31 protein-coding genes and 19 tRNA genes are annotated in these 23234 nt (G+C 37.0%); 43 read left to right on the forward strand and 7 right to left on the reverse strand.

Annotation, left to right across the window (positions count from 1 at the left end; translation table 11 throughout):
* Positions 1 to 16 precede the first annotated feature (16 nt).
* Both ACFVS2_RS26410 and ACFVS2_RS26415 read left to right on the forward strand, forming a co-directional pair.
* Positions 17 to 115, forward strand: a complete 99-nt coding sequence (locus ACFVS2_RS26410; protein WP_390239385.1) for a reverse transcriptase-like protein — start codon at positions 17 to 19, stop codon at positions 113 to 115.
* A 23-nt stretch (positions 116 to 138) separates the two neighbouring features.
* A tRNA-Phe gene (locus ACFVS2_RS26415) sits at positions 139 to 214 on the forward strand.
* A gap of 3 nt (positions 215 to 217) precedes the next feature.
* Here ACFVS2_RS26415 and ACFVS2_RS26420 read toward each other — a convergent pair.
* Positions 218 to 1213: a helix-turn-helix domain-containing protein gene (locus ACFVS2_RS26420; protein WP_390239388.1), complete on the reverse strand. Its 996-nt coding sequence runs from the start codon at positions 1211 to 1213 to the stop codon at positions 218 to 220.
* A 116-nt stretch (positions 1214 to 1329) separates the two neighbouring features.
* Here ACFVS2_RS26420 and ACFVS2_RS26425 point away from each other — a divergent pair.
* The 23 genes from ACFVS2_RS26425 (at position 1330) to ACFVS2_RS26535 (ending at position 5426) form a co-directional block, all read left to right on the forward strand.
* A tRNA-Arg gene (locus ACFVS2_RS26425) sits at positions 1330 to 1405 on the forward strand.
* 6 nt (positions 1406 to 1411) lie between these two features.
* Positions 1412 to 1488, forward strand: a tRNA-Pro gene (locus ACFVS2_RS26430).
* Positions 1489 to 1493: 5 nt separating this feature from the next.
* A tRNA-Leu gene (locus ACFVS2_RS26435) sits at positions 1494 to 1577 on the forward strand.
* 4 nt (positions 1578 to 1581) lie between these two features.
* A tRNA-Ile gene (locus ACFVS2_RS26440) sits at positions 1582 to 1658 on the forward strand.
* A 4-nt stretch (positions 1659 to 1662) separates the two neighbouring features.
* Positions 1663 to 1738 (forward strand) — tRNA-Thr (locus ACFVS2_RS26445).
* A 384-nt stretch (positions 1739 to 2122) separates the two neighbouring features.
* Positions 2123 to 2199, forward strand: a tRNA-Met gene (locus ACFVS2_RS26450).
* 5 nt (positions 2200 to 2204) lie between these two features.
* Positions 2205 to 2281 (forward strand) — tRNA-Ala (locus ACFVS2_RS26455).
* A gap of 60 nt (positions 2282 to 2341) precedes the next feature.
* Positions 2342 to 2418: transfer RNA gene (locus tag ACFVS2_RS26460), tRNA-Pro, on the forward strand.
* 3 nt (positions 2419 to 2421) lie between these two features.
* Positions 2422 to 2509 (forward strand) — tRNA-Ser (locus tag ACFVS2_RS26465).
* 35 nt (positions 2510 to 2544) lie between these two features.
* Positions 2545 to 2631, forward strand: a tRNA-Ser gene (locus ACFVS2_RS26470).
* Between the two features lie 29 nt (positions 2632 to 2660).
* Positions 2661 to 3170 carry an AP2/ERF family transcription factor gene (locus ACFVS2_RS26475; protein ID WP_390239390.1) on the forward strand — a complete coding sequence of 170 codons (510 nt, stop codon included), beginning with the start codon at positions 2661 to 2663 and terminating at the stop codon, positions 3168 to 3170.
* A 159-nt stretch (positions 3171 to 3329) separates the two neighbouring features.
* Positions 3330 to 3539, forward strand: a complete 210-nt coding sequence (locus ACFVS2_RS26480; protein ID WP_390239392.1) for a hypothetical protein — start codon at positions 3330 to 3332, stop codon at positions 3537 to 3539.
* Positions 3540 to 3584: 45 nt separating this feature from the next.
* A tRNA-Met gene (locus ACFVS2_RS26485) sits at positions 3585 to 3660 on the forward strand.
* 5 nt (positions 3661 to 3665) lie between these two features.
* Positions 3666 to 3739 (forward strand) — tRNA-Gly (locus ACFVS2_RS26490).
* Between the two features lie 53 nt (positions 3740 to 3792).
* Positions 3793 to 4020, forward strand: coding sequence for a hypothetical protein (locus ACFVS2_RS26495; protein WP_390239395.1), 228 nt, complete (start codon positions 3793 to 3795; stop codon positions 4018 to 4020).
* A gap of 112 nt (positions 4021 to 4132) precedes the next feature.
* Positions 4133 to 4207, forward strand: a tRNA-Asn gene (locus tag ACFVS2_RS26500).
* A 9-nt stretch (positions 4208 to 4216) separates the two neighbouring features.
* Positions 4217 to 4294, forward strand: a tRNA-Met gene (locus ACFVS2_RS26505).
* Positions 4295 to 4299: 5 nt separating this feature from the next.
* Positions 4300 to 4373 (forward strand) — tRNA-Gly (locus ACFVS2_RS26510).
* A 3-nt stretch (positions 4374 to 4376) separates the two neighbouring features.
* Positions 4377 to 4452, forward strand: a tRNA-Phe gene (locus ACFVS2_RS26515).
* 6 nt (positions 4453 to 4458) lie between these two features.
* Positions 4459 to 4535 (forward strand) — tRNA-Thr (locus tag ACFVS2_RS26520).
* A gap of 99 nt (positions 4536 to 4634) precedes the next feature.
* Positions 4635 to 4707 (forward strand) — tRNA-His (locus tag ACFVS2_RS26525).
* A 175-nt stretch (positions 4708 to 4882) separates the two neighbouring features.
* A complete protein-coding gene (locus tag ACFVS2_RS26530) occupies positions 4883 to 5062 on the forward strand; it encodes a hypothetical protein (protein WP_390239397.1) in 180 nt (59 codons plus the stop codon).
* Between the two features lie 19 nt (positions 5063 to 5081).
* Complete coding sequence (locus ACFVS2_RS26535; protein ID WP_390239400.1) at positions 5082 to 5426, forward strand: hypothetical protein; 345 nt, start codon at positions 5082 to 5084, stop codon at positions 5424 to 5426.
* Between the two features lie 194 nt (positions 5427 to 5620).
* Here the strand turns inward: ACFVS2_RS26535 and ACFVS2_RS26540 are convergent, their stop codons facing one another.
* Positions 5621 to 6085 (reverse strand): hypothetical protein, encoded by a 465-nt coding sequence (locus ACFVS2_RS26540; protein WP_390239402.1) that lies wholly within the window; start codon positions 6083 to 6085, stop codon positions 5621 to 5623.
* Positions 6086 to 6100: 15 nt separating this feature from the next.
* A complete protein-coding gene (locus ACFVS2_RS26545; protein WP_390239404.1) occupies positions 6101 to 6520 on the reverse strand; it encodes a hypothetical protein in 420 nt (139 codons plus the stop codon).
* A gap of 534 nt (positions 6521 to 7054) precedes the next feature.
* Here ACFVS2_RS26545 and ACFVS2_RS26550 point away from each other — a divergent pair.
* The 8 genes from ACFVS2_RS26550 (at position 7055) to ACFVS2_RS26585 (ending at position 12060) form a co-directional block, all read left to right on the forward strand.
* Entirely contained in the window at positions 7055 to 7594 is a 540-nt protein-coding gene (locus ACFVS2_RS26550) for a hypothetical protein (RefSeq protein WP_390239406.1), read from the forward strand.
* Between the two features lie 257 nt (positions 7595 to 7851).
* Positions 7852 to 8304, forward strand: coding sequence for a hypothetical protein (locus ACFVS2_RS26555; protein ID WP_390239408.1), 453 nt, complete (start codon positions 7852 to 7854; stop codon positions 8302 to 8304).
* A gap of 212 nt (positions 8305 to 8516) precedes the next feature.
* Positions 8517 to 9362, forward strand: coding sequence for a DUF4121 family protein (locus tag ACFVS2_RS26560; RefSeq protein ID WP_390239409.1), 846 nt, complete (start codon positions 8517 to 8519; stop codon positions 9360 to 9362).
* 134 nt (positions 9363 to 9496) lie between these two features.
* Entirely contained in the window at positions 9497 to 10024 is a 528-nt protein-coding gene (locus ACFVS2_RS26565) for a hypothetical protein (RefSeq protein ID WP_390239410.1), read from the forward strand.
* Entirely contained in the window at positions 10012 to 10263 is a 252-nt protein-coding gene (locus tag ACFVS2_RS26570; protein ID WP_390239411.1) for a hypothetical protein, read from the forward strand. The genes ACFVS2_RS26565 and ACFVS2_RS26570 overlap by 13 nt, the downstream gene beginning before the upstream one ends.
* A gap of 384 nt (positions 10264 to 10647) precedes the next feature.
* The gene (locus ACFVS2_RS26575; protein ID WP_390239412.1) at positions 10648 to 10953 is read left to right on the forward strand and encodes a hypothetical protein; all 306 of its coding nucleotides are present in this window, start codon (positions 10648 to 10650) and stop codon (positions 10951 to 10953) included.
* A 95-nt stretch (positions 10954 to 11048) separates the two neighbouring features.
* The gene (locus tag ACFVS2_RS26580; RefSeq protein WP_390239413.1) at positions 11049 to 11528 is read left to right on the forward strand and encodes a hypothetical protein; all 480 of its coding nucleotides are present in this window, start codon (positions 11049 to 11051) and stop codon (positions 11526 to 11528) included.
* 115 nt (positions 11529 to 11643) lie between these two features.
* The gene (locus ACFVS2_RS26585) at positions 11644 to 12060 is read left to right on the forward strand and encodes a hypothetical protein (RefSeq protein ID WP_390239414.1); all 417 of its coding nucleotides are present in this window, start codon (positions 11644 to 11646) and stop codon (positions 12058 to 12060) included.
* A gap of 260 nt (positions 12061 to 12320) precedes the next feature.
* Here ACFVS2_RS26585 and ACFVS2_RS26590 read toward each other — a convergent pair whose 3' ends face one another.
* Complete coding sequence (locus ACFVS2_RS26590) at positions 12321 to 13082, reverse strand: SDR family NAD(P)-dependent oxidoreductase (RefSeq protein WP_390239415.1); 762 nt, start codon at positions 13080 to 13082, stop codon at positions 12321 to 12323.
* A 237-nt stretch (positions 13083 to 13319) separates the two neighbouring features.
* On the opposite strand from ACFVS2_RS26590, the gene ACFVS2_RS26595 reads away from it, so the two are divergent.
* The 7 genes from ACFVS2_RS26595 to ACFVS2_RS26625 all read left to right on the forward strand — a co-directional run bounded on the left by ACFVS2_RS26595 (position 13320) and on the right by ACFVS2_RS26625 (position 18859).
* A complete protein-coding gene (locus tag ACFVS2_RS26595) occupies positions 13320 to 14309 on the forward strand; it encodes an AAA family ATPase (protein ID WP_390239416.1) in 990 nt (329 codons plus the stop codon).
* A 260-nt stretch (positions 14310 to 14569) separates the two neighbouring features.
* Positions 14570 to 14887, forward strand: coding sequence for a hypothetical protein (locus tag ACFVS2_RS26600; RefSeq protein ID WP_390239417.1), 318 nt, complete (start codon positions 14570 to 14572; stop codon positions 14885 to 14887).
* A 187-nt stretch (positions 14888 to 15074) separates the two neighbouring features.
* A complete protein-coding gene (locus tag ACFVS2_RS26605) occupies positions 15075 to 15815 on the forward strand; it encodes a SprT-like domain-containing protein (protein WP_390239418.1) in 741 nt (246 codons plus the stop codon).
* A 134-nt stretch (positions 15816 to 15949) separates the two neighbouring features.
* Positions 15950 to 16189: a hypothetical protein gene (locus tag ACFVS2_RS26610; protein WP_390239419.1), complete on the forward strand. Its 240-nt coding sequence runs from the start codon at positions 15950 to 15952 to the stop codon at positions 16187 to 16189.
* 852 nt (positions 16190 to 17041) lie between these two features.
* Entirely contained in the window at positions 17042 to 17332 is a 291-nt protein-coding gene (locus tag ACFVS2_RS26615; protein ID WP_390239420.1) for a hypothetical protein, read from the forward strand.
* Between the two features lie 220 nt (positions 17333 to 17552).
* On the forward strand, positions 17553 to 18056 hold the full coding sequence (locus tag ACFVS2_RS26620) for a hypothetical protein (protein WP_390239421.1): 504 nt from the start codon (positions 17553 to 17555) through the stop codon (positions 18054 to 18056).
* An 89-nt stretch (positions 18057 to 18145) separates the two neighbouring features.
* On the forward strand, positions 18146 to 18859 hold the full coding sequence (locus tag ACFVS2_RS26625) for a hypothetical protein (protein ID WP_390239422.1): 714 nt from the start codon (positions 18146 to 18148) through the stop codon (positions 18857 to 18859).
* Positions 18860 to 18946: 87 nt separating this feature from the next.
* On the opposite strand, the gene ACFVS2_RS26630 is transcribed toward ACFVS2_RS26625, so the two are convergent.
* The 3 genes from ACFVS2_RS26630 to ACFVS2_RS26640 form a co-directional block, all read right to left on the reverse strand.
* Positions 18947 to 19153: a Spo0E family sporulation regulatory protein-aspartic acid phosphatase gene (locus tag ACFVS2_RS26630; RefSeq protein ID WP_390239423.1), complete on the reverse strand. Its 207-nt coding sequence runs from the start codon at positions 19151 to 19153 to the stop codon at positions 18947 to 18949.
* 232 nt (positions 19154 to 19385) lie between these two features.
* A complete protein-coding gene (locus tag ACFVS2_RS26635) occupies positions 19386 to 19526 on the reverse strand; it encodes a hypothetical protein (RefSeq protein WP_390239424.1) in 141 nt (46 codons plus the stop codon).
* Between the two features lie 28 nt (positions 19527 to 19554).
* Positions 19555 to 20838, reverse strand: a complete 1284-nt coding sequence (locus ACFVS2_RS26640; protein WP_390239425.1) for a helix-turn-helix domain-containing protein — start codon at positions 20836 to 20838, stop codon at positions 19555 to 19557.
* A 206-nt stretch (positions 20839 to 21044) separates the two neighbouring features.
* Between ACFVS2_RS26640 and ACFVS2_RS26645 the strand changes: the two genes are divergently transcribed.
* The 3 genes from ACFVS2_RS26645 to ACFVS2_RS26655 all read left to right on the forward strand — a co-directional run bounded on the left by ACFVS2_RS26645 (position 21045) and on the right by ACFVS2_RS26655 (position 23178).
* Positions 21045 to 21788: a DUF1385 domain-containing protein gene (locus tag ACFVS2_RS26645; RefSeq protein ID WP_390239426.1), complete on the forward strand. Its 744-nt coding sequence runs from the start codon at positions 21045 to 21047 to the stop codon at positions 21786 to 21788.
* Between the two features lie 729 nt (positions 21789 to 22517).
* Positions 22518 to 22943 (forward strand): hypothetical protein, encoded by a 426-nt coding sequence (locus ACFVS2_RS26650; RefSeq protein WP_390239427.1) that lies wholly within the window; start codon positions 22518 to 22520, stop codon positions 22941 to 22943.
* Between the two features lie 19 nt (positions 22944 to 22962).
* The gene (locus ACFVS2_RS26655) at positions 22963 to 23178 is read left to right on the forward strand and encodes a hypothetical protein (RefSeq protein ID WP_390239428.1); all 216 of its coding nucleotides are present in this window, start codon (positions 22963 to 22965) and stop codon (positions 23176 to 23178) included.
* The last annotated feature ends 56 nt before the right edge of the window (positions 23179 to 23234 follow it).

Below are 23234 nucleotides of genomic sequence, written 5' to 3' on the forward strand. Positions count from 1 at the left end.
ATATGCCATTTTGGAAATGCTACAACAATTTGAAAGCTACACAATTACCTGGATTCCACGAAGTAGCAATAAAGAAGCACACAACATGGCTTCGAAAGCCTTTAAGGTCAGCTAAGTTATCTTGGCTGACTGACATATCGGATCGTAGCTCAGATGGTAGAGCGGTGGAGTGAAGTCCCACAGGTCGGCGGATCGAAACCGCCCGATCCGACCATGATTATCCATTCAAATCTCGATAGAATTGTCCTTTTGAGATGAAAGAAGTTGATTTCTTTAAGCATTCTCGATAGCCGTTTGATTTGAAAAATCTTTTGATGGCCTTATTGTTAGGTAACTGAACGACAATAATTTTAGTATCACACTCCAAACAGCTATGCAACGAATGTAACATGGATTCAATTATGTCAGATTCAATGATCATTTCAGGAAAATATAGATAGTTGACGTAGAGATAATGTTCTTTTTGTTCGGTTTTTATATCGACGTTACAATTTAAATTTCTTTTCTTGAAATCCGCAAAAGATTTACAAGGTGAAATGAATTGTAATCGAACATAGCTCAAATGGATTCGCCACAATTTGATGAAACGACTTTGTTGTCGAGTAATCACATTGATATCTAATAGGACTTCAGGAATCGTGAGTATGGTTTTAATCACGTTTATCCAATTGATTCCATATCGACTTCTACCATTTTCGTAATTCTGGTAGGTTTTTAACAAACAACCAATGGCATCAGCGACTTCTTTTTGGGATAAACCTTGTTTCTTCCGAATGTGAGAAATCCGATGACACAAGATATTTTTACTATTTACAAGCATGTTCTTGTAGGAAACAAAACATTCAGGAGGAAAATCTGTCATGAGTTTATAGGATTCTTGTAGTTCATAATCCATCTCGATTTGTTTTTCAAGTTGAATTCGTTTCGTTTGTAAGATGGTTATTTCGGATTCGACGCCAATATCAATCATTTTTTCTTCTTGAATGATATCGATATCCTGTTTACCTTCTGGCGTAGGTTTGATTGTTATTTGTTTCTCTAATCGTTTGCTCATCCAATCCAACAAACCTTGTTGCTGTTGTTCGCTTGGGAATTTTATACCCTGTTCCCATTCGATGAGCATTGTTCGAGAAATATTCAATTGAGCAGACATTTGTTTTTGGTTCCAGTTCATCTTATTCCGAAATGAAACGAGTTCTTTTCCAAAATGCAAGAGAACACATCCTTTGATTCATAACGTTCCGTAGCCATTATAACAAAGAAAGGTGTCATAGGTATCGAACGACAACAAATCCAATTATGCATATCGTACTAAAGAGTATCACGTATACTCCATTAGCTCAGTGGAAAGAGCGCTTGGCTACGAACCAAGAGGTCGGGAGTTCAAATCTCTCATGGAGTGCCATTATTTCTGGATTTAGCTCAGTTTGGTAGAGTACCTGTTTTGGATACAGGGAGTCGTTGGTTCGAATCCAACAGTCCAGACCAAATATGCCTGTATGGTGGAATGGCAGACACGATTGACTTAGGATCAGTTGTCGAAAGGCGTGGGGGTTCAAGTCCCTCTACAGGCACCAATTTGCTGTTATAGCTCAGTTGGTTAGAGCACTCGGCTGATAACCGAGAGGTCAATGGTTCAAGTCCATTTAACAGCACCAAAATGCTGGATTAGCTTAGGAGGAAGAGCACCCCCTTGGTATGGGGAAGGTCAGCGGTTCAAATCCGTTATTCAGCACCAAATATATTGATGTAGCTCAGTTTGAAAGAGGAGTAATGCAACTAAAAATCCCGATGAAGTTCACAAAGGAACGACATAAGGCGTATAGAGAGCAATGCTGAAGAATGTCTAATGAAATTCTGTGCAATAAAAGCCGATATCAAGTCGCCAAAGCTATAAACACCGTGAGCCGAGGAAGGGTCGGACAGGTCGGTAATAAAGACAGCGTAGTAATGAGTCATGATAATGCATGGTCATCTAAACAAGAGATGCCCAGTACGTTGTAAAAAGATTCGGAGGAGTATGGTTGTGTGAAAGTTGAGTATTAGGCAGAGCGCCCGTAAAGCTTGGCGGCTATTTGGAACGGGAGGTCGTTGGTTCAAGTCCAACCATCAATGCCATTATTGCGGAGTAGTAGCAGAGGTTAGCTCGCTTGGCTCATAACCAAGAGGTCGTGGGTTCGAATCCCACCTCCGCAACCATATGTGGGGTCGTAGCTCTAATTGGCAGAGCGTCTGTTTTGCAATCAGAAGGTTGAGGGTTCAAATCCCTCCGATTCCACCAAGTTTGATATAGAGTCATTGTTTTGTAGTTTCAAATCCTATAAGATCCACCACAAATTATCTGGATATAGCTCAGTTTGGTAGAGCACTTGGCTTGGGACCAAGGGGTCGTAGGTTCGAATCCTACTATTCAGACCATATGGAGAGTTGGCAGAGAGGCTTAATGCATCAGTTTCGAAAACTGACGGGTGTAACAGCTCCAAGGGTTCAAATCCCTTACTCTCCTCCACTATAATTCGTATAATGGATTTTTTTATTAGATATGGAAGGCTACCGAAATGGTTATAACGGCGTTGCTTTGAAAGCTTCTGTGATGTAAAAGTCCTGGGGGTTCGAATCCCCCGCCTTCCTTAAAATCAAAATATACGAAGGAGTATTTAATGAGCACATATACAGAATACAACAAGATTAAGTCGAATCAGCTTGGAATGTCCTTTGGCAAAGCAAATCAAATATTACGCAAAAAACTAATGTTTAGCTTGATTCAAAAATGTACCCTCGACATATGTTTCCGTTGTAATAAAAAAATTGAGACTGTCGATGAATTGAGCCTTGATCATAAGGAAGAGTGGTTACATTCAACTGATCCAGTAGAATTGTTTTTCAATTTGGACAACGTTGTATTCAGTCATTTGAAATTTAATATAAGCTCAAACAATAGGAACATTCCCAAAATCAGAAGAACACTAAAAGGATCAAATGGCTATAAGGGAGTTTATTTTCACAAAAACAGGAAAAAGCCGTATCAGGGAAGGATCGCCTACAATGGGAGATGTTTATCATGTGGATATTTTGACAATCCCAAGGAAGCCGCAAAAGCTTATGATGCAAAAGCCATTGAATTATATGGAGAAAGAGCTGTAACTAACGCAATGTTAGGACTTATTTGACTGTATAAGGTTTGAAAAAGATTCGATAATCTTATTGTTTGACTGTCTAAAAATAACGAAAGAGGTGATACCCTTGAACGAAATAGCAGAAGACGCATGGTGCAGAGGTGTCACCGTAATGATACACCTCACAATTTAACAATGAGAGGTGGAATATATATGTTTTATGTGCAATGCAAATTGGTAAGTGGAAATTCGTTTGATACGATATGGATTCCCGAAAAGCTTGCAAAGGTGGGTAAGTCGATCATCGTAAAAGAAACGGGGCGAGAGTGGTTTGTCAAAGAAACGTATGGTAAAGCCCATGAAAGTAAAGTTCTTGAAATGCGAGATTTGCACAAACACCACAGAAAAGGTACGGACATTTAAGTTACGGTGGTTGGAGAATTACTACCTTCAACCACATGGCTTTCTGGATACTTAGCTCAGGTGGGAGAGCGTTCGGCTCATAACCGATTGGTCACAGGTTCGATCCCTGTAGGATCCACCAATTATGCGGATATAGTTTAATGGTAGAACGCCAGCTTGCCATGCTCGTAGTGCGGGTTCGATTCTCGCTATCCGCTCCATCAAATAATTTATAAGTGTAACGCCTCTTACTATTAAAGTAGGAGGGGATAACATGGATAAACGTCAGGCACCATTGCGAAACATACTTTTTCAGAAATACTTCGACAACATCAACAACAAATACCAGGCAATCGGAATGTTTGATTTTTTGGAGTGTGGTCACATGTTGCGTGAAGCACACGATTTTTACGGAGCATATCATCCGATTAGAAGAAGATGCTGGAAATGTGCAAAAGGTTATCCAAATGAACACGAGTGTTCAATAGAGAGTAAAAGTTGATGAGGAGGGAGTTTTCTCCCCTTCTACTATTGCGGGTGGTAGGACTGGATGTTCTAACTTGGCTCATACCCAAGTAAACAGGGTTCGATTCCCTGGCACCGCAACCAATTATTCCGCAGTAGCTCAGAGGTAGAGCAACCCACTGTTAATGGGAAGGTCACAGGTTCGATCCCTGTCTGCGGAGCCAAATCATCGTCGCGGGGTGGTAGTAGTCTGGTAGCTCAGCGGGTTCATTACCCGAAGGTCGTGGGTTCAAATCCCACCTCCGCAACCAAATGTGCGGGTATAGTTTAATGGTAGAACGCAAGCTTGCCAAGTTCGTAGTACGGGTTCGACTCCCGTTCCCCGCTCCATATGGACAGATAGCTCAGCAGGTAGAGCATCGGACTGAAAATCCGAGTGTCGGCGGTTCAATTCCGCCTCTGTCGACCATTATTTGCCGTTATAGCTCAATTAGGTAGAGCAATCGCATCGTAAGCGAAAGGTTGGGGGTTCGATTCCTCTTAACGGCTCCAAAAATATATGATGGTGGTAGCTCAAATGGTTAAGAGCGTTGGATTGTGGCTCCAAAGGTTGCGGGTTCAAGTCCCGTCCATCACCCCAAACTGAATATGGTGGCATTGGTGAAGAGGTTAACACGATGCACTGTGAATGCATTATACGAGGGTTCGAGTCCCTCATGTCACCCTGAGAAATATGATATGAAATGTCGATTCAAAGATCGGCATTTTTTGCTTGTATGGTGATAAAATGCTTTGTAAATTTTATAAATCATAGATCGAAACCATATGATAATTAGACTTACTATTTATATACAAGGCTTTCTATGTTAAAAGAAAACGACAAGCAGGAGGAGATTCATGTGGAGCAACTCAGTGACAATGCAGCTAATTGGCGCGAGGTGTGGAGGAAACGTATCATGATCACATGTGGTTCTGAAAAAAGAATGGAAAAATGGATAGAAAAACATCAAAGAGAGTTTAAACAACCTCTTTTACTTGATCGGCATCCGAAAGATGGTTTCGTTGTTTTCCACAACTAAAGGAAAGGATGAATTCATAATGAAACCCTGGATAAAAACGGATAGCATTCAATGGGTGAGAGAGATTACAGAAGATAAGTATTGTGTTCTTGATGGAGTAAAGTTCAAAGACCACTATTATTTAAAAGAAGTGGATGTCGATTTATCGTTCTTCTCAGAGAGAGAGATCGAAGATGAGATTAAAGGATTTTATGACTCCTTTGAAAGTATTAAGGACATATATGGTGAGGCTTGGAAACAAATCGTTGCAGAAATTATAGCGGAAAATAGAGCGCTGGAAGATGATGATCTCACGTTTGATTCTCTACAGCAACTCAATGATTATGTCGTGGTGGAGTTTGGAATCGATGAAGAGAATGATTAAATTTGTGTGGATTGTCATGCATCAATGTAAAGGTGAGTCTGAAAAATAGCTGATCATTAGATCGGCTATTTTCTTATGTTGTTGCAATGTAAACCATGTTCTTGCATATTATCCGATATAGAACATATGCTTGTAGATTTAGTCAATAAAGAGGCACCCGAAAGGGTGCCTTACACTATGATATGTCGTAGTGATTATTCTTTTTCGTAATCCCATTTTCCATTCTTTTCATTATATTTTAGTTTGAAGATCAGCGCCTCACCGTCTTCTCTGTTAAACGAGAAGGAGCCTTCTTTTAACTCCTCATCCAGAAGAATAACCGGGATGGTATCCCCCACTTTTGCGTGCTTCTGCATGATCTCGTCCTGTACTTCAATAAATGCATCCTTCGCGCCTACAGAACGCTCGGTTTCTATTTTGTTCATCATTGGCGATCTTTTGGTGAAGTCGGTATAAATCCACTCTTTTCCCTTTTCGTCAGTCAAAGTTTGCATAGGTGCCACTTCGTCGGACTTCGCTTCGATCCCCAATGCGCTAAGGGTTTTCATTTGATTTCCTTGTTCGAGCTGCTCTACGTCTTCACTTGCGTATAGGCTGCTACCTGCGAAAATAGCGCCAGCTAAAACAACACCCGAAATTATTAGGTTGCGTTTTTTCATAACCTCAAATACCCCCTACCATTTTGGATACACGTCTTCAGACGTTTCTGTGACCTTATCCCCTATCTTGTTGTAGGCATAATGGGACGATGTGATTCTGGCTTTGCTTAATGCTGCAACATTAGCATCATAACCAACATTTGCATAATCTGTGCCATTTTCGTAGTCTTGATGCTTTAAAGAGCCGTTGATATAAAAGTATGAGTAAACCCTTACTTTAGCGAGGTCGCTTCCTTCTCCTTCAGTGTAAGCCCACAAATAAGCAGATTTGCTGGTCACATCATGAATGTTGGATGCATACAGGGCAACCTCGTAGTCGTCACCGCTGCCTAATGGAGCGATGCTACTCTCGTCCGTAGCCATTGCTATTGATGTGGATAAAGCGAGGACACCTAATACAGTTGAAAGAACAGCAGTTTTAAGAATCCGTTTCATACTAACCCCCATAAGTTGATTTCCTAATACATACCAATTTTATTAAATTTAGCAAAAAATCCATATAGGTATAATATACCATTTATTAGCTTTTTCATAGATTTACTCCAAATTTTTACTGTATAAAATCAATAAAAAAAGCACCCTTTCGGGTGCGAAATAAACTATTTATGTACTTGATGAAGAGACACATTATCGATTTGAGTATGGGGAGTACGATCACTCCCAGAAACTTGCAAACGATGGGATAGGCTGGCATGAGTTAGCGGGTGGAAAATGGAATATAGAACATTAGACAGACAGAACAAGAGCGAGTCTCCACTTAGGGGGCTTTTTTCATAACTACAGATGCATTTCACGTTAAACCAGGCGAAGTAAGAATAACTGATATGAACAAAAAAGCTGGTCTTCGGATCGGCTTTTTATATTTCTGTACCTCAATGAATATTATTTAGAAGATAACAGTAATCAGGTGAATCATTGTTTCTTGTTTCGAATAGCAAGGAGAACATTTTAATCGGGGAGGAATTTTAGATGAATCCATTTCTTCAAACAGGTGATGTAGTAGAAATTCAAAAAGGAATGAGTGTATCTGTATCCATTCCGCAGAAATTCGTTTATTCCAATAAAAGAGGTTCAAGCGAAAATGTAAACCATGTAATCAAGATTGGGACAATTTTTGATAATTCTGTTGATGTAGAAGAGGTTAAAAAACAAATAATCAAAGGAATCCAAGAAAAATTTGATTTCCGAGTTGGAATACAGGTTAAAAGCGAAGAAGCTGAAACATTTGTATCATCGATTCTTGAGAAATACAAAGAGGAACGGTTTGATTCAAGTATCTTTCTTGGCGAATACGTTGTGGTGCATACAGAGCTTAGTGGGGGAGGCTTTGGGCATGGTATTCATGATGAGTACCCTGATGGTCATGAGGTAAGATGTAAAAAAATGAAAGACGGTCTTTACGATCCAAATGGTATTGAAATAACTTTTTATCAATCTGGATTCTTTTTGAATAAGATTACGCCTGAACAAATACAACCTATTAGAAAAATGATACAAACTTTTCTATAAAGGTGTAAAGTTAATTCATTTTTGAAACTAAGTTTGGAGGAAGTCCACGGAAAGCAATAAGTTAAGGGTTTAACGGTTTGAGAGATTCTATTGAAGGATGGTAACGCAAGGGGAAATTTCTCTCTGAGTGTTGCTCATCCTTTTTTACATGACATAATACTGGGGCGCATTCTCTTAAACCGATTAGAGGAGCAAGTTATTGTTCAGAAATTTTGTGGTATAATTTGCTTAATTATATTTATTAAGGGGTGGACAAAATGAGAAATTATCAAGATGACTTTATTGATGGGGAATACGTTTCTCCTCTTATTATTACAGAAGATTACATACTATTTGGAGAACATAGAGGAAGTGTACATATAGAAAGTGGAGAGTTTGTTTTGAGTGGAACTCTAAATGGAAGCTTGAATGTCCAAGGTGGCGCAAGTGCAAGGATTCTTGGGAAACAGAGGGGGAGCGTTTCTATACATTCACAAGCATTAGTTATTGTAGAAGGGAGTATTGAAGGTAGTACATCTTTGCAACCAGATGGAACGCTAATCGTCGAAACAAATGCAAAATTAGCGGGTTCGTTAAATAATTTTGGGAGAGTAATTTTGAAAGGTGTTTTTGGCGGAACATCTACAGGTCGTGGAGAAATCATCGTGGAAGACTCAGGATATATTAAGCAACCAATAATAAAAGATGGAGTATCCTATTATAATTGGTGATATTGTCGAAATCAGATAAATTATAGAAATAATAAGATGGGATTATCTACACTCATTAGATAAAAGCAGGGATTCTACAGGATCTCTGTTTTTTGTTTGGATTTACCGAAAATAAAATTCTATGATTTTCAATTTGTATGTTGCATATAATGAAAAATCTTTTATCGATTTGGAGTCGGAGAATCGACAACTTTTTAAGGAGAGATTTCGATATGAACAAGTACACAATTGAAAGTCTCAAGGCTTTAAACCCGCTTTATGACAATGAGCACGGTATTACACAAGCTGATGTTGATAATGTGAATCAAATGGTTGAACTGATTGAAAATAGTAGAAACAATAAACCTCAAATTGGCGACATTGTAGAGTACACATCTAAGTACGGCGATTACTATGGTCGCGCTCACATTGAAACCATTCAAGATGATTTGTATATTTGTGAGCAACCGTACATACCGTTTGTCGGCAAGTGCGAAAACAAGGACACGATTTACACTTCTACAAGCGGAGGAGCATGGACGCATATTCCCAATAATTTGCAATATGTAGGTGCAAAAGAAAAATCATTTGTAGTGTGGGGACATTCGGTTGGGAATGGCTCAGTGTTGTTTCATGCAACAATTAACGTATGGACATATACAGAAGGAAGTCATGAATTCACTACGAAAACACATGATAAGTTCTATGTTTCAATCTTAAAGGAAGCTGATGAATATGGCTATGGATTCCTAATTAGAAAAGAAGGCGTCAGTCATACAGCGTTTCAAACAAAAGGAGAATATCAAGCCTGGTTAAAAACGTATCGTGGTGTTGAGAAAGAAGGATCTTCGAATAATAACAAGATTGCGTGGACAATCAAGCAGGAATCAAGGTGTGTCCCATTAGAAGAGTATAAGCAAATCCAAAACGCAATCATTGACAGCGAGCTATGCAACGGCACCATTCAAGAGTGCAAGAGAATTTATGAGGAGACGTCTGTCGTGACCTATCTGCCCTATCAAAACGATAGGATTCAGTTGAAAGGTGCAAAAAGGTACATGAAGGCGTATGAAAGTTAGACAATGGGAAACCATTGTCTAACTTTTTACTTTCCATTCGAGAAGTTTTTCCCTGTATAAAAAAGGAAGATCACCAATAGACAAGCAAATCGTGGTATAATAAAAATAGGATATGATAAGGAAGATAATCTTTCATGATACTTGATACCACTACAAATCAAATTGTTACATGCTTTTTTCGTAAAGTTGAACGAGCAGAAATCAAATCGAATCGTTACCACCCAAAAGGTGGATGGGATTTTGACTGGTTGAAACCTATTACTCATTCGTTCGATGTTTTTGGTATTGTTACAGAAGAGTATCCAGGTGAGGTTCAAGGGCTAATAGCGTTAAAGCCTAATTATGACGAAGATTACAGGTGTGTGGATGTTGAACTCATTGAGTCTGCACCACGCAACAAAAAAGAAATCAAAGGGATTCCAAATCCTGATAGAAAATATATAGGCGTTGGCAAATGCTTGGTTGCTTTTGCCTGTGAGTATAGTTTTGGAAAAGGTTTAGAAGGGTTTATCGAATTGACTTCGAAAACGTCTAAGTTTGATTTTTACGGAAGTTTAGGGGCAGTTCCTACTTTTAGTCAAAATATGATGATCGATGATAAGACAGCTATTCAGTTAACGAAAAAATACTTCAAAGGAGGGGTGCAGTGGTGGAAAGGATAATCGACGTTATAACACCTACCAATAGAGGCTATAATGTTAAGAAGGTTGGTGAGAAAATGTTAATACATGAAATTAAACAGTTCGATGATCAAATCCCTGATGGTGTTTATGCTATCCCACGCTCTCCTGGAGAACCACGGGTAAAAGTCCGTAAACTTGCCGATTTTTGCAAGATTAATGGCATTACACCCGCAGATTTAAGCAAAGAAGAGATGGAGCAGTTTCTTGAAAGAAAGTAATAATAGAATAAAAAGGTTGTAGAAGTTGGACTATGGAAAAAACCATAGTCTTTCTTTTTTGTAATAAAAAAGTTCCTTTACCGCATAAGAAAGCAATGAAATGTGTTTCATTGAATTGTTCGTCTTTTTCTAAGCGGCACATAAATCCTAAAAGTCTAACCCCCGTATTTTTTTTCATATCGATATTAACTCATTTATATCTTATTAACATTGAGAGAACAATCTCGATAAATGTTCGTGATTAAATCCGTATGATGATTGCAAATGAAGAAAATGCAACAACTATGAATATAGGTTTTCAAGATAGGAGTTCGTGTAGAAGGTTTATTTATGAAACCTATGCCTAAACTGATAAGAAACAGGCATAAGGAGTGTTTAAACTGTATGTGGACAAAAGAAGAAATAATGATCAGTTTGCAAAATAATGAAATTCCAAAATGGAAAATCGCTGAGTATTTACCTTTAGAAAAGTCGTGGAATAGATATAAACGAGAAGAGTTCGCTGAACTTGCTGCAAAAGAAACGCAGACGAACGTAGAACTCTCACAAATGCTGCATGATGGACGAAAACAGTACAATGCAAAAAAAGAATTATGGGATTTGTATTTTAAAGATAGAAATACTGCTCCTCCGATGATAAGCAAAAATGAGTGGGTAACTCGTTTGCAAGAATATAAAAATTCACAGTAGATGTGTGTTTCGATCATAAAAAGGCGCTGTTTTCCTTAGAATAGTTTGGTAAAATCAGATCATATGGTGTCATGTTATCGAAGGGGGATCAATGAATGAGAAAAGAGAACAAAGAACTTCGCAAATTATTTTTGTATGAAACTCTCAAATTCAATAAGGATGAGTTTATTATTGGTGCCTCTCCGATAACGAATGAGTTATATCGTGAAACACTAAAAACCTATATACATGAGTTATACATATCAACTGTTCTTGCGGGTGAATCACTCATTGAAAAACTCATTCGTGATCAAATCGAAGGGACAGGAAAAATTCATTACTATGAACTGCTCGATCAAGCGGAAAAGAAAGAACTTATCAACTCTATTGAAAAAGAGCAATTAAAAAATATCCATGAAAAAGTTCGAAATCTATATATACATGATTCCATCCAGGGAAATGAATTGAATGACCAGAAATATCGAAAAGAAATGGCGGAAGAACTACTAACAATCATTCGATCAATCTATAAGACAATACATTCGAATATTTCCACGATGATGAATCCCGTATTGAAGAATGTAGTCAGAGACTAATTTGTGCGATAAGAGCGGACTCAGCACCCGTTCTTTTTTTTGAGTAAAAATGCATATAATAATTGATTTTAAAAAACAGGGGATTCAATAGAATCGAATAAGGGAGAGTGGAAACATGAAAACAAAAGCAGTTAAAATCAAACCAGAACATGAACTTATCAACGATTTGTATGAAGTTGGAAAAAGTAAAAGTTTAGGGTATTTACCGAAAAGGACGATTACAGATGAGGTTTTCTGCAATCTTACAATTTCCACAGTTTTGGATTATGCAAAGGAGAACAAGATTTCATATCTTGAATTAAAGTTTCCAGAGGAGTGCGATATCTATAGTGGTGCGATCTTCTTCTACCATGAAAGCATGTTGTTAGATATCCTACGGAAGAATAAAGATTGCTTGGAAAAAGCGGGTGTGCCACATGATAATTGTTTGGAGTACATTCGATACATATCAAAGCACACTGTCTACCATGAACAGTATCCAAAAGCTTATCGTGTGATTGGTCTTACGTTTAATGATCCAAGATTTCGCTGATTACTATTTCAATAAATTAGTGTAAATAAAATGGGCAACTCGGATGTAACTGTTGAACGAAATTTCATTACGCGAAAGTAGAAAATGAAGTGAAAGGTGGAAAAACGACCAGTTAAGAGGGATACAATAGTTTAACGGAAGGGCAAAGATTCCACTTTATTAAACATTATAACCATAGTGGAGTTAAGATTCATAATTGGAAAATATGCGATAATACAGAAGAGGCATGTGATTTCACATGCCTTTCCTGTATCAACAAATTATTTCGAAATGGTGAAACCATCATCAAGTTTAACAGTTGTTCCATTAATGGCGTAAGCATCATCAGAAACCAAGAACGCAACAGCACTGCCAATGTGTGCGGCAGGTATCAGTGTTTTACGCAAATGAGCATTGGCAATAAATTGCTTGTAAGCATCGTTACCACCGTGAAGATCCCCCAATAAGTCTGTATCCACTCCTCCAGGCTGAATCGCTACTACACGTATTCCATAAGGTGCAAGTTCTAATGCTGCTGATTTTGTCATCATGAGTACAGCGGCTTTGGTAGCAGCATAAGCCATTACATTCCGCCCCGCAAACTCACCTAATACCGATGATGTATTCAAAATGACTCCTTGAATACCAAGTTCTTTCATTTTTTTGGATGCTGCGAGAATACCATGCATCACGCCATACTGATTCACATTCACCGTCGGATAATAATCCTCTACAGGATCAATCTCTAAAAGTGGCTTAGTCAAAATCATTCCAGCGTTATTAATCATGATATCAATTCGTCCAAAACTCTCTACAGTGAAATCAACGGCTCTTTCCACTTGTTTATAGTCAGATACGTCTGTCTGAACAAACAAGACTTCATAACCTTTATCACGTAAGCTTTTCGTATAACTGTTTCCGTGTCGTTCATTTCGACTGGCGACCACTACTTTTCCACCTTCTCGGCAAATTCCTTCCACGATTGTTTGCCCGATACCTGTGGCACCTCCAGTTACTAAAGCTACTTTGTTTTTCAATTTCATGTTGTCATAACCCTCCTGTAAGTAATTTATTTTATAAATTCATGGTAGATATGGAGGGAAGGAGTTATGCCACCTATAGACAAATACGTTGTTTATACAAATGTTGCATATAGTCAATAACAAATGTATAATTTGTACTACAAATGAATCATAAACTTAATGATTACAGTGTAAGCAGAAAGAGTGAAGAATTGACTTACACAAAATGGTACTTGTGATAAATGGAGGGATAAGGAAATGGGTACACCAAATATCGTCCCTGAATTAAAGCGGCTCTTGGATGCGGCATACAAAAGAGAGGACGACAAACTTATTGAGGCATTAGAAAAGATCGCTGTGAAATTTGAAAAAGTGAAAGAACCAGGGATAGCAGAAAAAATTCGACTTGAATCAGTTCGAAATCAGCAAAAAAGACGGATGGGACAGCTCGTTCGAATGCCAAGCAATAAAGGAATGGATATGGCTTCCATCTACACTCCTATTGAATGTCAGCAAAAAGCTAAAAGATTGATACTTAACGATATGAACAAACGAGTTGTGAACGAGCTGATCGAAATCATCAGGGTAAAAGAAGAATTTGAGCAACATGAGGTTCCACTGCCTAACAAGGTAGTAATGCTCGGACCCCCTGGAACTGGGAAGACACTAACAGCTTATTACATTGCGTACATGCTTGATTTACCATTAGTGACTGTGAGGCTTGAGTCAATCATAGACAGTCACATGGGAGAAACAGCATCAAATTTGCGAAAGATATTTGATTACTCCAAACAGATGCCATGCGTTTTATTCCTGGATGAATTTGATGCGATTGCCCGTGATCGGGGCACTGCAAACGACATGAAAGAGCTTGCGAGAGTAGTCAATACTTTGCTGCAATGCTTGGACGACTTCGATTCCGAAAGTATCGTTATAGCAGCAACGAATCTTGGCGAGCAAATTGACAAAGCGGTATGGCGTAGATTTGATACGCGGATGACTTATGCTATGCCGAGTGTGGAAGAGAGAAGCCAACACCTGCATTTGCTCTTAGGCGACAATCTGGATGAAGCTGTTGTGATTCAGGATGTAGCTCAAGTCTTCTCTGATTGTAGCTACGCGGACATTGAACAGGTCATTTTCAAAGCAAAACGGAAGGCAATTATGCAAAAGGTAGAACTGACGACAAAGCAAATTCAGTTGGCGTTTGATGAATACAAAGCAATTAACGAAATGGAAAGTTTGTAATAATAAGAAAAATCATTGAAATCGATAATCATGAATTGAACGACCTGTTGTTTCATAACAAGAAAAGATAGTTGAAATGATTGGACGAGAACGCGGATGGGTGGTTGAGTTATTTGTTGATAGCTTTAGGGAGTACGTTTTCGGACAAAACAGCACTGAAGTCTTGGCGAATATCGATGGATTGCCACGGAACGAGCAGTGTTTGATTATACAAGCTGATTTAACAATTGGAAAAAGGGAACGGATGAAGGGAGAAATCAATGGAAAGAATTATTCATTTCCTAACACAAGATGAACGCTCAAAATTTGACAAGATGCGTGAACCAGACGGAAAACCATTCTACGTTTCACTCGCGGATATACAAGGCTATGAAGCTTCGATTGCAGCATTTAGGGAACCGAATGAGATAACCAGAGTTTTTGTTAAATTAAACGCTAAAGAAGGCTTCAAGTATAAATGGCATCATAATCAAGAGTATATTGTAATGAATTCTCAAGACAGCGAAGTAATTCTTGGGGAGCACCTTTTTGTATTACCGAATGGTTCCCGTCTTATACTTGAATTGAAATACGACTAACTGTTCTCCCGAATAGAAAATAAGAAATTGACTCGGATAATAAGTTCCGAGTCTTTGGCATCTTTCATGAAATGTGACATAATACCTCATAATGAATTCTGTAATTATTTCATAGTTGTATACATAATAAGATTGTTGAACTCATCTGATAAAATAGAAATATAACCTGTTTCTGGAGGACTCTTCAATGCGTGAAGCGACATTAGAATGGCTTGAACAACAGGCATTTGCCTTAGTCAAAAAACATTGGCAGAGGGATGATATCCCTCGAATCGTCATAGATTCAGATCGAGAACATGATTGGACAAATACTCTTGCAGTCTATTGGAATGATACAAGAACAATTGAATTCAAAAGCACCGTCAATACAAGAAGAACACTGAGACAAATCAAGAAAACACTTTTACACGAATTATGTCATTGGTATTTACACATCACTGATCAGAATTTTCGTGATTACGATGAGCGCTTTGCCAAAGAACTAATTCGCGTTGGTGCAGGCTCAACACATAATCCTGACGTTCATGCTGTTAAGGCTTTTCAGAAGGCAAAAAAGAGAAAACAATCGGAAACCTTCGAAATTATCGAACGAAATGCAAGTGAGATTCTTGTATCAAGATTACGACATCACAGAAAAAATCAAGATGATTTTAAAAGGGATCTGAAAGATACTTTAATTCGCATGCACAATGAACGTGAAGATGACGAAACGATATATCCGGGGGATGTTGCAACCCAAATGGTCAATTGGCTCGGTTATAAATTAGAACCTTTAGCGACATGTGCTATCGACATTAGTAAAGATAGTGGTTTCGGATCTGGGGAAATTGGTGACAGAGAAGATATTGCATACCTTCTCAATCAATTAGGCATGGATTGGGATGAAATTGAACAGAGCTTGCGTGATGAACAAACTGAATCGGAATAAGACGCAAATTAAAGCAACTGTTTGTTGTGGGTAACAATCTCAATTGTATTGTTTATTGTCAATGTAATGTGTTATGATGTTGTCAACATATTCGACTGAAAAGAATACTTGAAAAGGTGGGAGGAGTATCATGGATGGAAAAGCTCTGTGGAAATTGTTCGTTGGAGCAAGAATTATCTTTGACTGAGAGGATCGAACTTGCTAAATCTCGATTGCCAAATGTTACTTACATATGCCCAAGGTGCAATCAAAAACATTCGTTACAATGGAAGTTTGGTTCAATAAATAAAGAATCATCTTTGATGGGAACACCTGTGCAGAAATCAATGAAAAAGGGTAAAACGCAAGATTTAGAACAATTATCCTTGTTCTAAAAAGCACGGATCAATAACTGAAAATTTTTGTATTGAGATTAAAGGATCGTCTCCTGGATGTATATTCGGAACCAGGAATGGTTGATGGTGGAACAAGTAGGAACAAACAATGGAAAGCTGTTTCAATAACTTTAATAAAAGAAGGAGGAATCAATGATGAAAAATGTATGTCTTTCGTGCGGTCATTCAATGAGTAATGATAGCGATGAATTAATTTGCCTATTTAAGAAAGACCTCCATAAACTCGTTGAAGAAGACAGTACATGTGAGGATCATAGTGCTACTTTGGGAATTGAATTGCAGTAATTTGATGAGAAAATTAAACAAATTTGCATCTTACAGTCAAGGAGCTGATCATAATGATCAGCTATTTTTTTGAATAAGGATCTTTCAACCTCTGTGAAATTTTTAATGATAAATTTAAGGATTCGTGTTATACGATCTTTTAAATTGCATATGATCTATTACACTACAAGGAATCAATCAATAGTGATCGTTATCCATGTATTGAAAAAGTTTGATTGAGAAAGAGAGGTGTTCATTCGATGAAAAGCCCATTTGATAATTTCCATATTGGTGACCCAGTAGACAACTTTCACATCGGTTAATCGTTAGTAAAGATAAATCTACCATAAAAAGGAGGGATTTATCGATGATTAAAGCTGTTATGAATGATGTAGATCACTGAACTTACATTTTATGTATAAGCCAAACAGAGTAAAGAAGAAGAGATATTTCGCTTCTTCTTTTTTTCGTTCTTTTGAAATACATAAAATTATATTTGTATATAATAAAGCATTCATTAAAAACAAGGTACTTTGAAAGTAATTAAAAAAGGGGAGAATAAGTGATATGGACTTATTACAATATACTTACATTGATATGATTGGTATTAGAATTATTGTGAGTTTGACGGATGAGAATGATAAGCTGATACCAATGGAAGACTTTTCTGTAAAAGATAACGATGGATATCCGTATTTAACATTGAGTGACATAGCAGACCAGCTTACCATGCATTTCGGTGAAAAATTACAGTGCATTGATGTATGGGAAGAGCTTGGCTTAAATGGCGTAATTTATCGATACACCACGTTTGAGAAACTCTGGAGAGAACACGGAAAAACTAAAGGACATGCGTGAACAGCGTACAGAAAATAAAGGATCCATTAAGTCTTTATATTTATAAAGTGGATCAGGATGGAGATTTATGAAAGTGCTTGATTATAGACCAGTATAGCTTATGATAAAAATAGGAATTATTACTCGACATGCTAACACGAAAAATGAGATACTATAATAGTAGACCATTACGTAGGAATCCAGCATTTAGCCTAATAACAAAATTAAAGGAGACTTGCGAATGTTTAATGTCTTTGACAATGTGAACCCCAAATTGGAAAAAATAATAAGAATGCTATATGATTCATGCTTGGTTCAACAGACTACTGATCATCGGGATAGAAGGGACTCTAATTCCTTATTAATTTGTATGGCGATCGCTTACCCAAATCTTGATGTAGAAATGCCACCTCCTAATTCGGATAGCAAATTTTTAGCAGAATATGAACCTACAGCGGAGCTGATGGCAAACACAGAGGATATTTTGAATTACTTGAATGATGTTTCCTTTTCCTCAGTAATGAAGCGTTCCATGAATTGTTTTCTTATCGTATTACTTGCCAAAGAGTATAAAGATAGGGGAATAAGTGTTACTGACTATATGAATAGGATACATACATTCTTTTCAAAAAAGGATAGTTCTGATTATAAGAAGTTTGTGAGATTAACGATAGGCTGGGGAAAGCCCAATAAAATGCAAGCCAGATATAAAATACTCAAAGATGCATTGGAGGAACTGTCGTAATAGACAGTTCTTTTTCTATAAGAAAAAAATGATGCATTGCAATCATTTATAGTCATAAAATGAGTAAGTATAAATAGAGGAGGGAAACGATGAATTTTCATGAAGCGATGTTGGAATTGTTCATTCAGGTATTTAAAGCTTATGTGGAACGTAAAAATGAGAAAGTCATGGTTCCAGAAAATCCGCAACGGTTGGTAAGAGGAACGATTGTTTCAAATTCAAGCGTATTTGAGAATCAAATCGGGTTATTGTTGCATGCACAACTACATGACGATTATCGCATCTTGGTCGATTATCCTATCATTTTTCCAGGACAAAACAATCGAATTACACCAGATATTCTGATTCTAAGAGACAACACAGTTCAAATGATTCTTGAATTGAAAATCGATTTAGGCTATGAAAAAGTAGGATGGAACAGTTTACGTGAAGCTCGTCTTAATAAGCTTCAGCTTAATAAAAATGAGACAGGGTACAAACCATTCAATGAACTTACCATGCAAAAGGAAGACAAGAAGCTGATTGTTGTTCCTGATCGGATTGAATACGCGACTGTGATCTTCTGTCATAAGAATGGTGCAAGTTTAATCGACGCGGTTGTTAAAAACTGCAAAGAGTCAAGGTTCGAGGATAGAAGTGATTATCCATATTTCATATTGTTGCAAGATCGGAATATTCATCCAAACGATTTCACCTCTTTAATAGAGGCGGAAGCATATATCCGCTCACTTCAGGATTCAGCAGACATCTCTGATTGGCGTATATTCGAGTCATACTTGCGGAATCGTTTGCAATTTCGATAATCCAGAGATTACACAAGTTACATAAGATTAATTATGTTAACCAAAGCGTTAATTAGAACAGATTATGATACTCTTACTATTATATTTTTATGGTCGTGTTAAATATTGATATTGAATAATGTACTTATCTAATTCCTGACTTAATTTGATTACTGATTCATCAGCCAATCCATTTGCACTTGCTAACTTTTGAAGTTCTATTCGCAACTCTTCAATTTTAATATGAAGCTCCTTCTTGTCATAGGAGGTAGGTACGTTTTCTGGGGTAGATTGATTTTTCTTTTTGTTATTCATCTTTACTCCATTTACTTTCTTAAAATTTTTTATGAGTTAGGTATCTTTATTTGAAGAAACTTTCATGTTTAACTTTCTTCCTGAATGGATTGTACATCATGTTTATCGGTCTGATATGAAAGGGCTTACCTTTAAACGTTCGCCTATATTCATCAATTAACGACAAGTTTCAACACTATGAATGAAATAAAAAAAGGACGCTTTTAGAAGCGTCCTTTGCTTTGCAAAATTATTACCATCCTGGATCAAAAACATTTTGCTTTTGAATAGGGGGAGAGATCTTTGAAAACATTGCTGATTCGGAATCTGCAAAATTGATAGGGGTAAAGATAATAGCCAATAAAATGATGATTTCCCATAAACGTTTCTTCAATTAAAATTACCTCCATTCTAAGTAGTAACTACTTAAGTTCATTATACAATTTTTGTAATTTCCTTAAAACCAGAACATTCATTTCCTTATTGTTATTAATATAAGCATCTACAATAAGTTCTAAGCATTCATGGGATTGTGAATGAGCATCAACTTTCCCATACTCTAACGCACTCTTCAGATAACAATCTACTGCGTCATCAAAATGACCTTGGTTTAAGATAAAGTCGCCCTTTAGCTTGTAAAAGGAAGCTAATTCGGTTTTTTGGTATGGCGTGATAAAGTTGAGATGCTCTATTTTTGATTCATTCTTCAACAATTCTTGAATTGATTGACTATCATTTTTCTTTAAATATAGTTCAAACAATCGGTTAATAACATGAATCGTTGGCGTTTCAGATTTTACACATGCTTCTAATTGTATAATTGCTGCTTCAATATGTCCTTTTGTTCCATCAAGAACAGCTTCCATGATCGTTGCGTTATCATGTATGTGCGGAAACGGAAATTCCCTGTAAATTTCAAGGTATTTTTCTACATCGTCATAACGCTGCAAATAAAAGTAAGCATTACAGAGTGCTCCAACTGAATCAGCTTTTGTCCTACTTTGTGTCTCGTCCGCAGCTATTACTTGTTCGCAAAGATCAACACACTCGTCATAGTATCTTAAATTGAAGGCATGTACTCCAAGTTTGAATAATAACACTAAACGTTCTTCAATGGAAAGGAAATTGACATATTGTAATCCATACTTTCCATATTGATATGTACTACTTAACCTCGAAAAATCATCCCTTTCTATTAAATATTTTTGCAACATACCTTTTGCTAAGTAGATCATTACACCATGTTCCCTGGAATACTTAACGATATTATCATATAAGACTAACTTTGCTTGTCTCAATTCTACCTCTTCAGCAAAATGAAACAGTTTTTCAAGTAATGAATACGTATCCTTTTGCGGTGATTCTAACATTTTTAGTGAAATTTTTGATACCAGTTCCATATCAGCAAACGCAACTGCTTCGTGTAAAAGTTCTAACAAAGCATCTGCTCTATGCTCTAAATCTACATAGTATTCAAGAATTTCACGATACGGGATCTCTAAAACTTGAGCAATTGATTTGATTGTTTTAAATTCTGGTCGCTTTGTATCTCCGTTTTCAATTCTTGATAAACATCCCTTCGTGATACCAGCACAATTCGATAACTCTGTTAATGATAGATTTAACTTTTCTCTACACTTTTTTATAAGTTCACCCAGAGTTGAATACGTTAGAAACTTATCTTTGGTTTTCAATGGATCATTCACCAACCTCACCTATCATTTACACCGAATCTGATATTACCACAAATTCCTTATTCTGTAAAACCAATTAAAATTCAAATTATTAATGGTTTTAAGTAATAGTTGTTGTTGATCCGCTTTTGTTGATGTTGGAGAGGATAGAGCTGAGGGATATTGGCATTTAATTTATATCGTGATAACATGATTTTAACTTAACTATTTCTTTAGAAATGGAGGTTGTCACGATTCTTACAGATGTAAGCGGCGGAAGAGCAAACTGGAATGGAGTTACTTTCTTTAGTGCAAGTCGTGTTTCAGAAGCAACCTTGAAAGACAATAAGGTCTATGTCGAATGTAAAGAAAGACATATCAATAAAACCAAAACAATCGAAACGCTACAAAACATTCCACTTCTTAGAGGCATCGCAATTATGGGAGAATCCGTTTTTATAAAGAAAAAATTAGTGTTTTTATTCTTGCTAATTGTTTTCCTTAACATATCTTCGTGGGTATTTTCACCTCAAGGGAATGTTTCAATCTCTTATCAACTCCTTTTGGCAGGAATGGCCATCATATTGGTCATAGGATTATTCATTATACGTTTTAGTAAATTGTCCAGATTTCATGGTGCCGAACATATGGCTTTTAACGCCTACAAGCAAGGCTTAGAGCTAACAATCGAAAATGTCAGACAAATGAATAGGGTTTCTGATAATTGTGGTACTAATCTCTTTACCATCATAATCACGATTCTTTGCTTCATGGTAATCTTTGCTCCAATCCCCCCAATAATTAGCATACTTGTATCTGTAGCAATTGCTTATGAGCTATTCCTACTCAAAAGTACCAATCCAATCGCAAGACCATTCTATGCCATCGGGAGAATCACCCAAAAATACATCGTAACAGCCAAACCCAATGATAAACAAATCGAGACTGCAATACTTGCACTACAAAAGCTCAAAACTCAATAATTGGTCTATACAATCAAAGGAGCGAAAGTATCGCTCCTTTTTGATTCATGTTGCTCATGGAATCAGGGACTCCCTGAGATTTTGCGTTATAAGAAAACGAGTGAAATCTAAGATAATCGTATTAAACAGGAAAATAGGATCTGAATCATCAGAACGTAATGTGCCTGGATTTACATGATCTATCAAGATCATAACCGAAATTTAAAACAAGGATAATTGGAGGTTTCCGATGACAACAGTCTTTGCTACAGAAGCGTTTCCCGGTAGAGAAATCAAAAGTGTCTTTTTAGCTGGTTCTACCCCTCGAAGCAAAAATGTACGCTCTTGGAGAGATAAGAAGTAAAGATGTTTCATTTCGCATGAATGTTAATCCAGGAAAATACAAAGGAGTGAAGCAATCTATATGGAATATGTAGAGATTGAGTCAGTTTCCTTTTAAGAGTAGGTAGAATGATATTAACTACCAATTTGCAAATAATATATGGGTATTTAAAATAGGAAGAGAAGATATGCAATAAGTAAGTCATTTATCAAGGTGGAGAAGAGTATTAATTCAAAGTTGAGATGTATAACGACTTCAAGTAAGCGTAACAGTATTTCAAGATTGCCTTTAGCCTTTATGGTACGCTATATAACGAAAGCTAATTTTAATTCAGGAAGTACGTATAACTTTCTTTATATCGAAAGAAAGTTATACGTACTGGAAGAGAAAAATCGGAGGGAAAAACTATGGACACCAATCCTATTTATGAATATGAGCAAAAGGTTAAAACAATTGTCGATAACCCATACTTTTCTAATCAACAAAAATGCGAGCAATTACAAGCTCTACTTAGCGATGTAGCCCACCGCTTTAACGTTCCCTTGGTATACGGTGAGACTTTTGTTGAAAACAATAAAGAGGTAATGAGCCTATTCCATTCAATTAGGGAGCTTTTTGCAAAATTTAAAGTGGAAAAGATTAAAGCAAAGAAAATTGTCGTTGAGATTGAAACTGGAAGATATACCTTTTCCCTTGGTGAAATTGATGGAGGCAATACAGAACTGGTTTCAATACTGCGTAATTTAGCTGATGATATTGAGAATGGAGAGCAACCATCCATATTGAAAGACAGCGAAGGTGAAATTGTTGGGAAAGTAACATACGAAAACTAATAATCAAGGGAGAAATATAATGAATCTGGTTGGAAACTTGATTTTTTGTGATAACGAGAACGAAATCCAAATTTTACAGGTTGCTGCTAACCATCTCGCTGAAATAATTGACAATGACCCGAAGATTGCACAGAATATAGCGATTGAATTAAAGATAAGTGTAGATGAAGTGTTTCAATTGGTTGAAGAGGCAACAACTGTCTTACCACTTAAAAAGGACGAAAATGATATCTAAGTGGGTTTCAAATGAATGAAGTTGAAAAACGAACTGTATCCATAATCACTCTGCAT

Source organism: Brevibacillus sp. NPDC058079, assembly GCF_042885155.1.
GTDB lineage: Bacteria > Bacillota > Bacilli > Brevibacillales > Brevibacillaceae > Brevibacillus.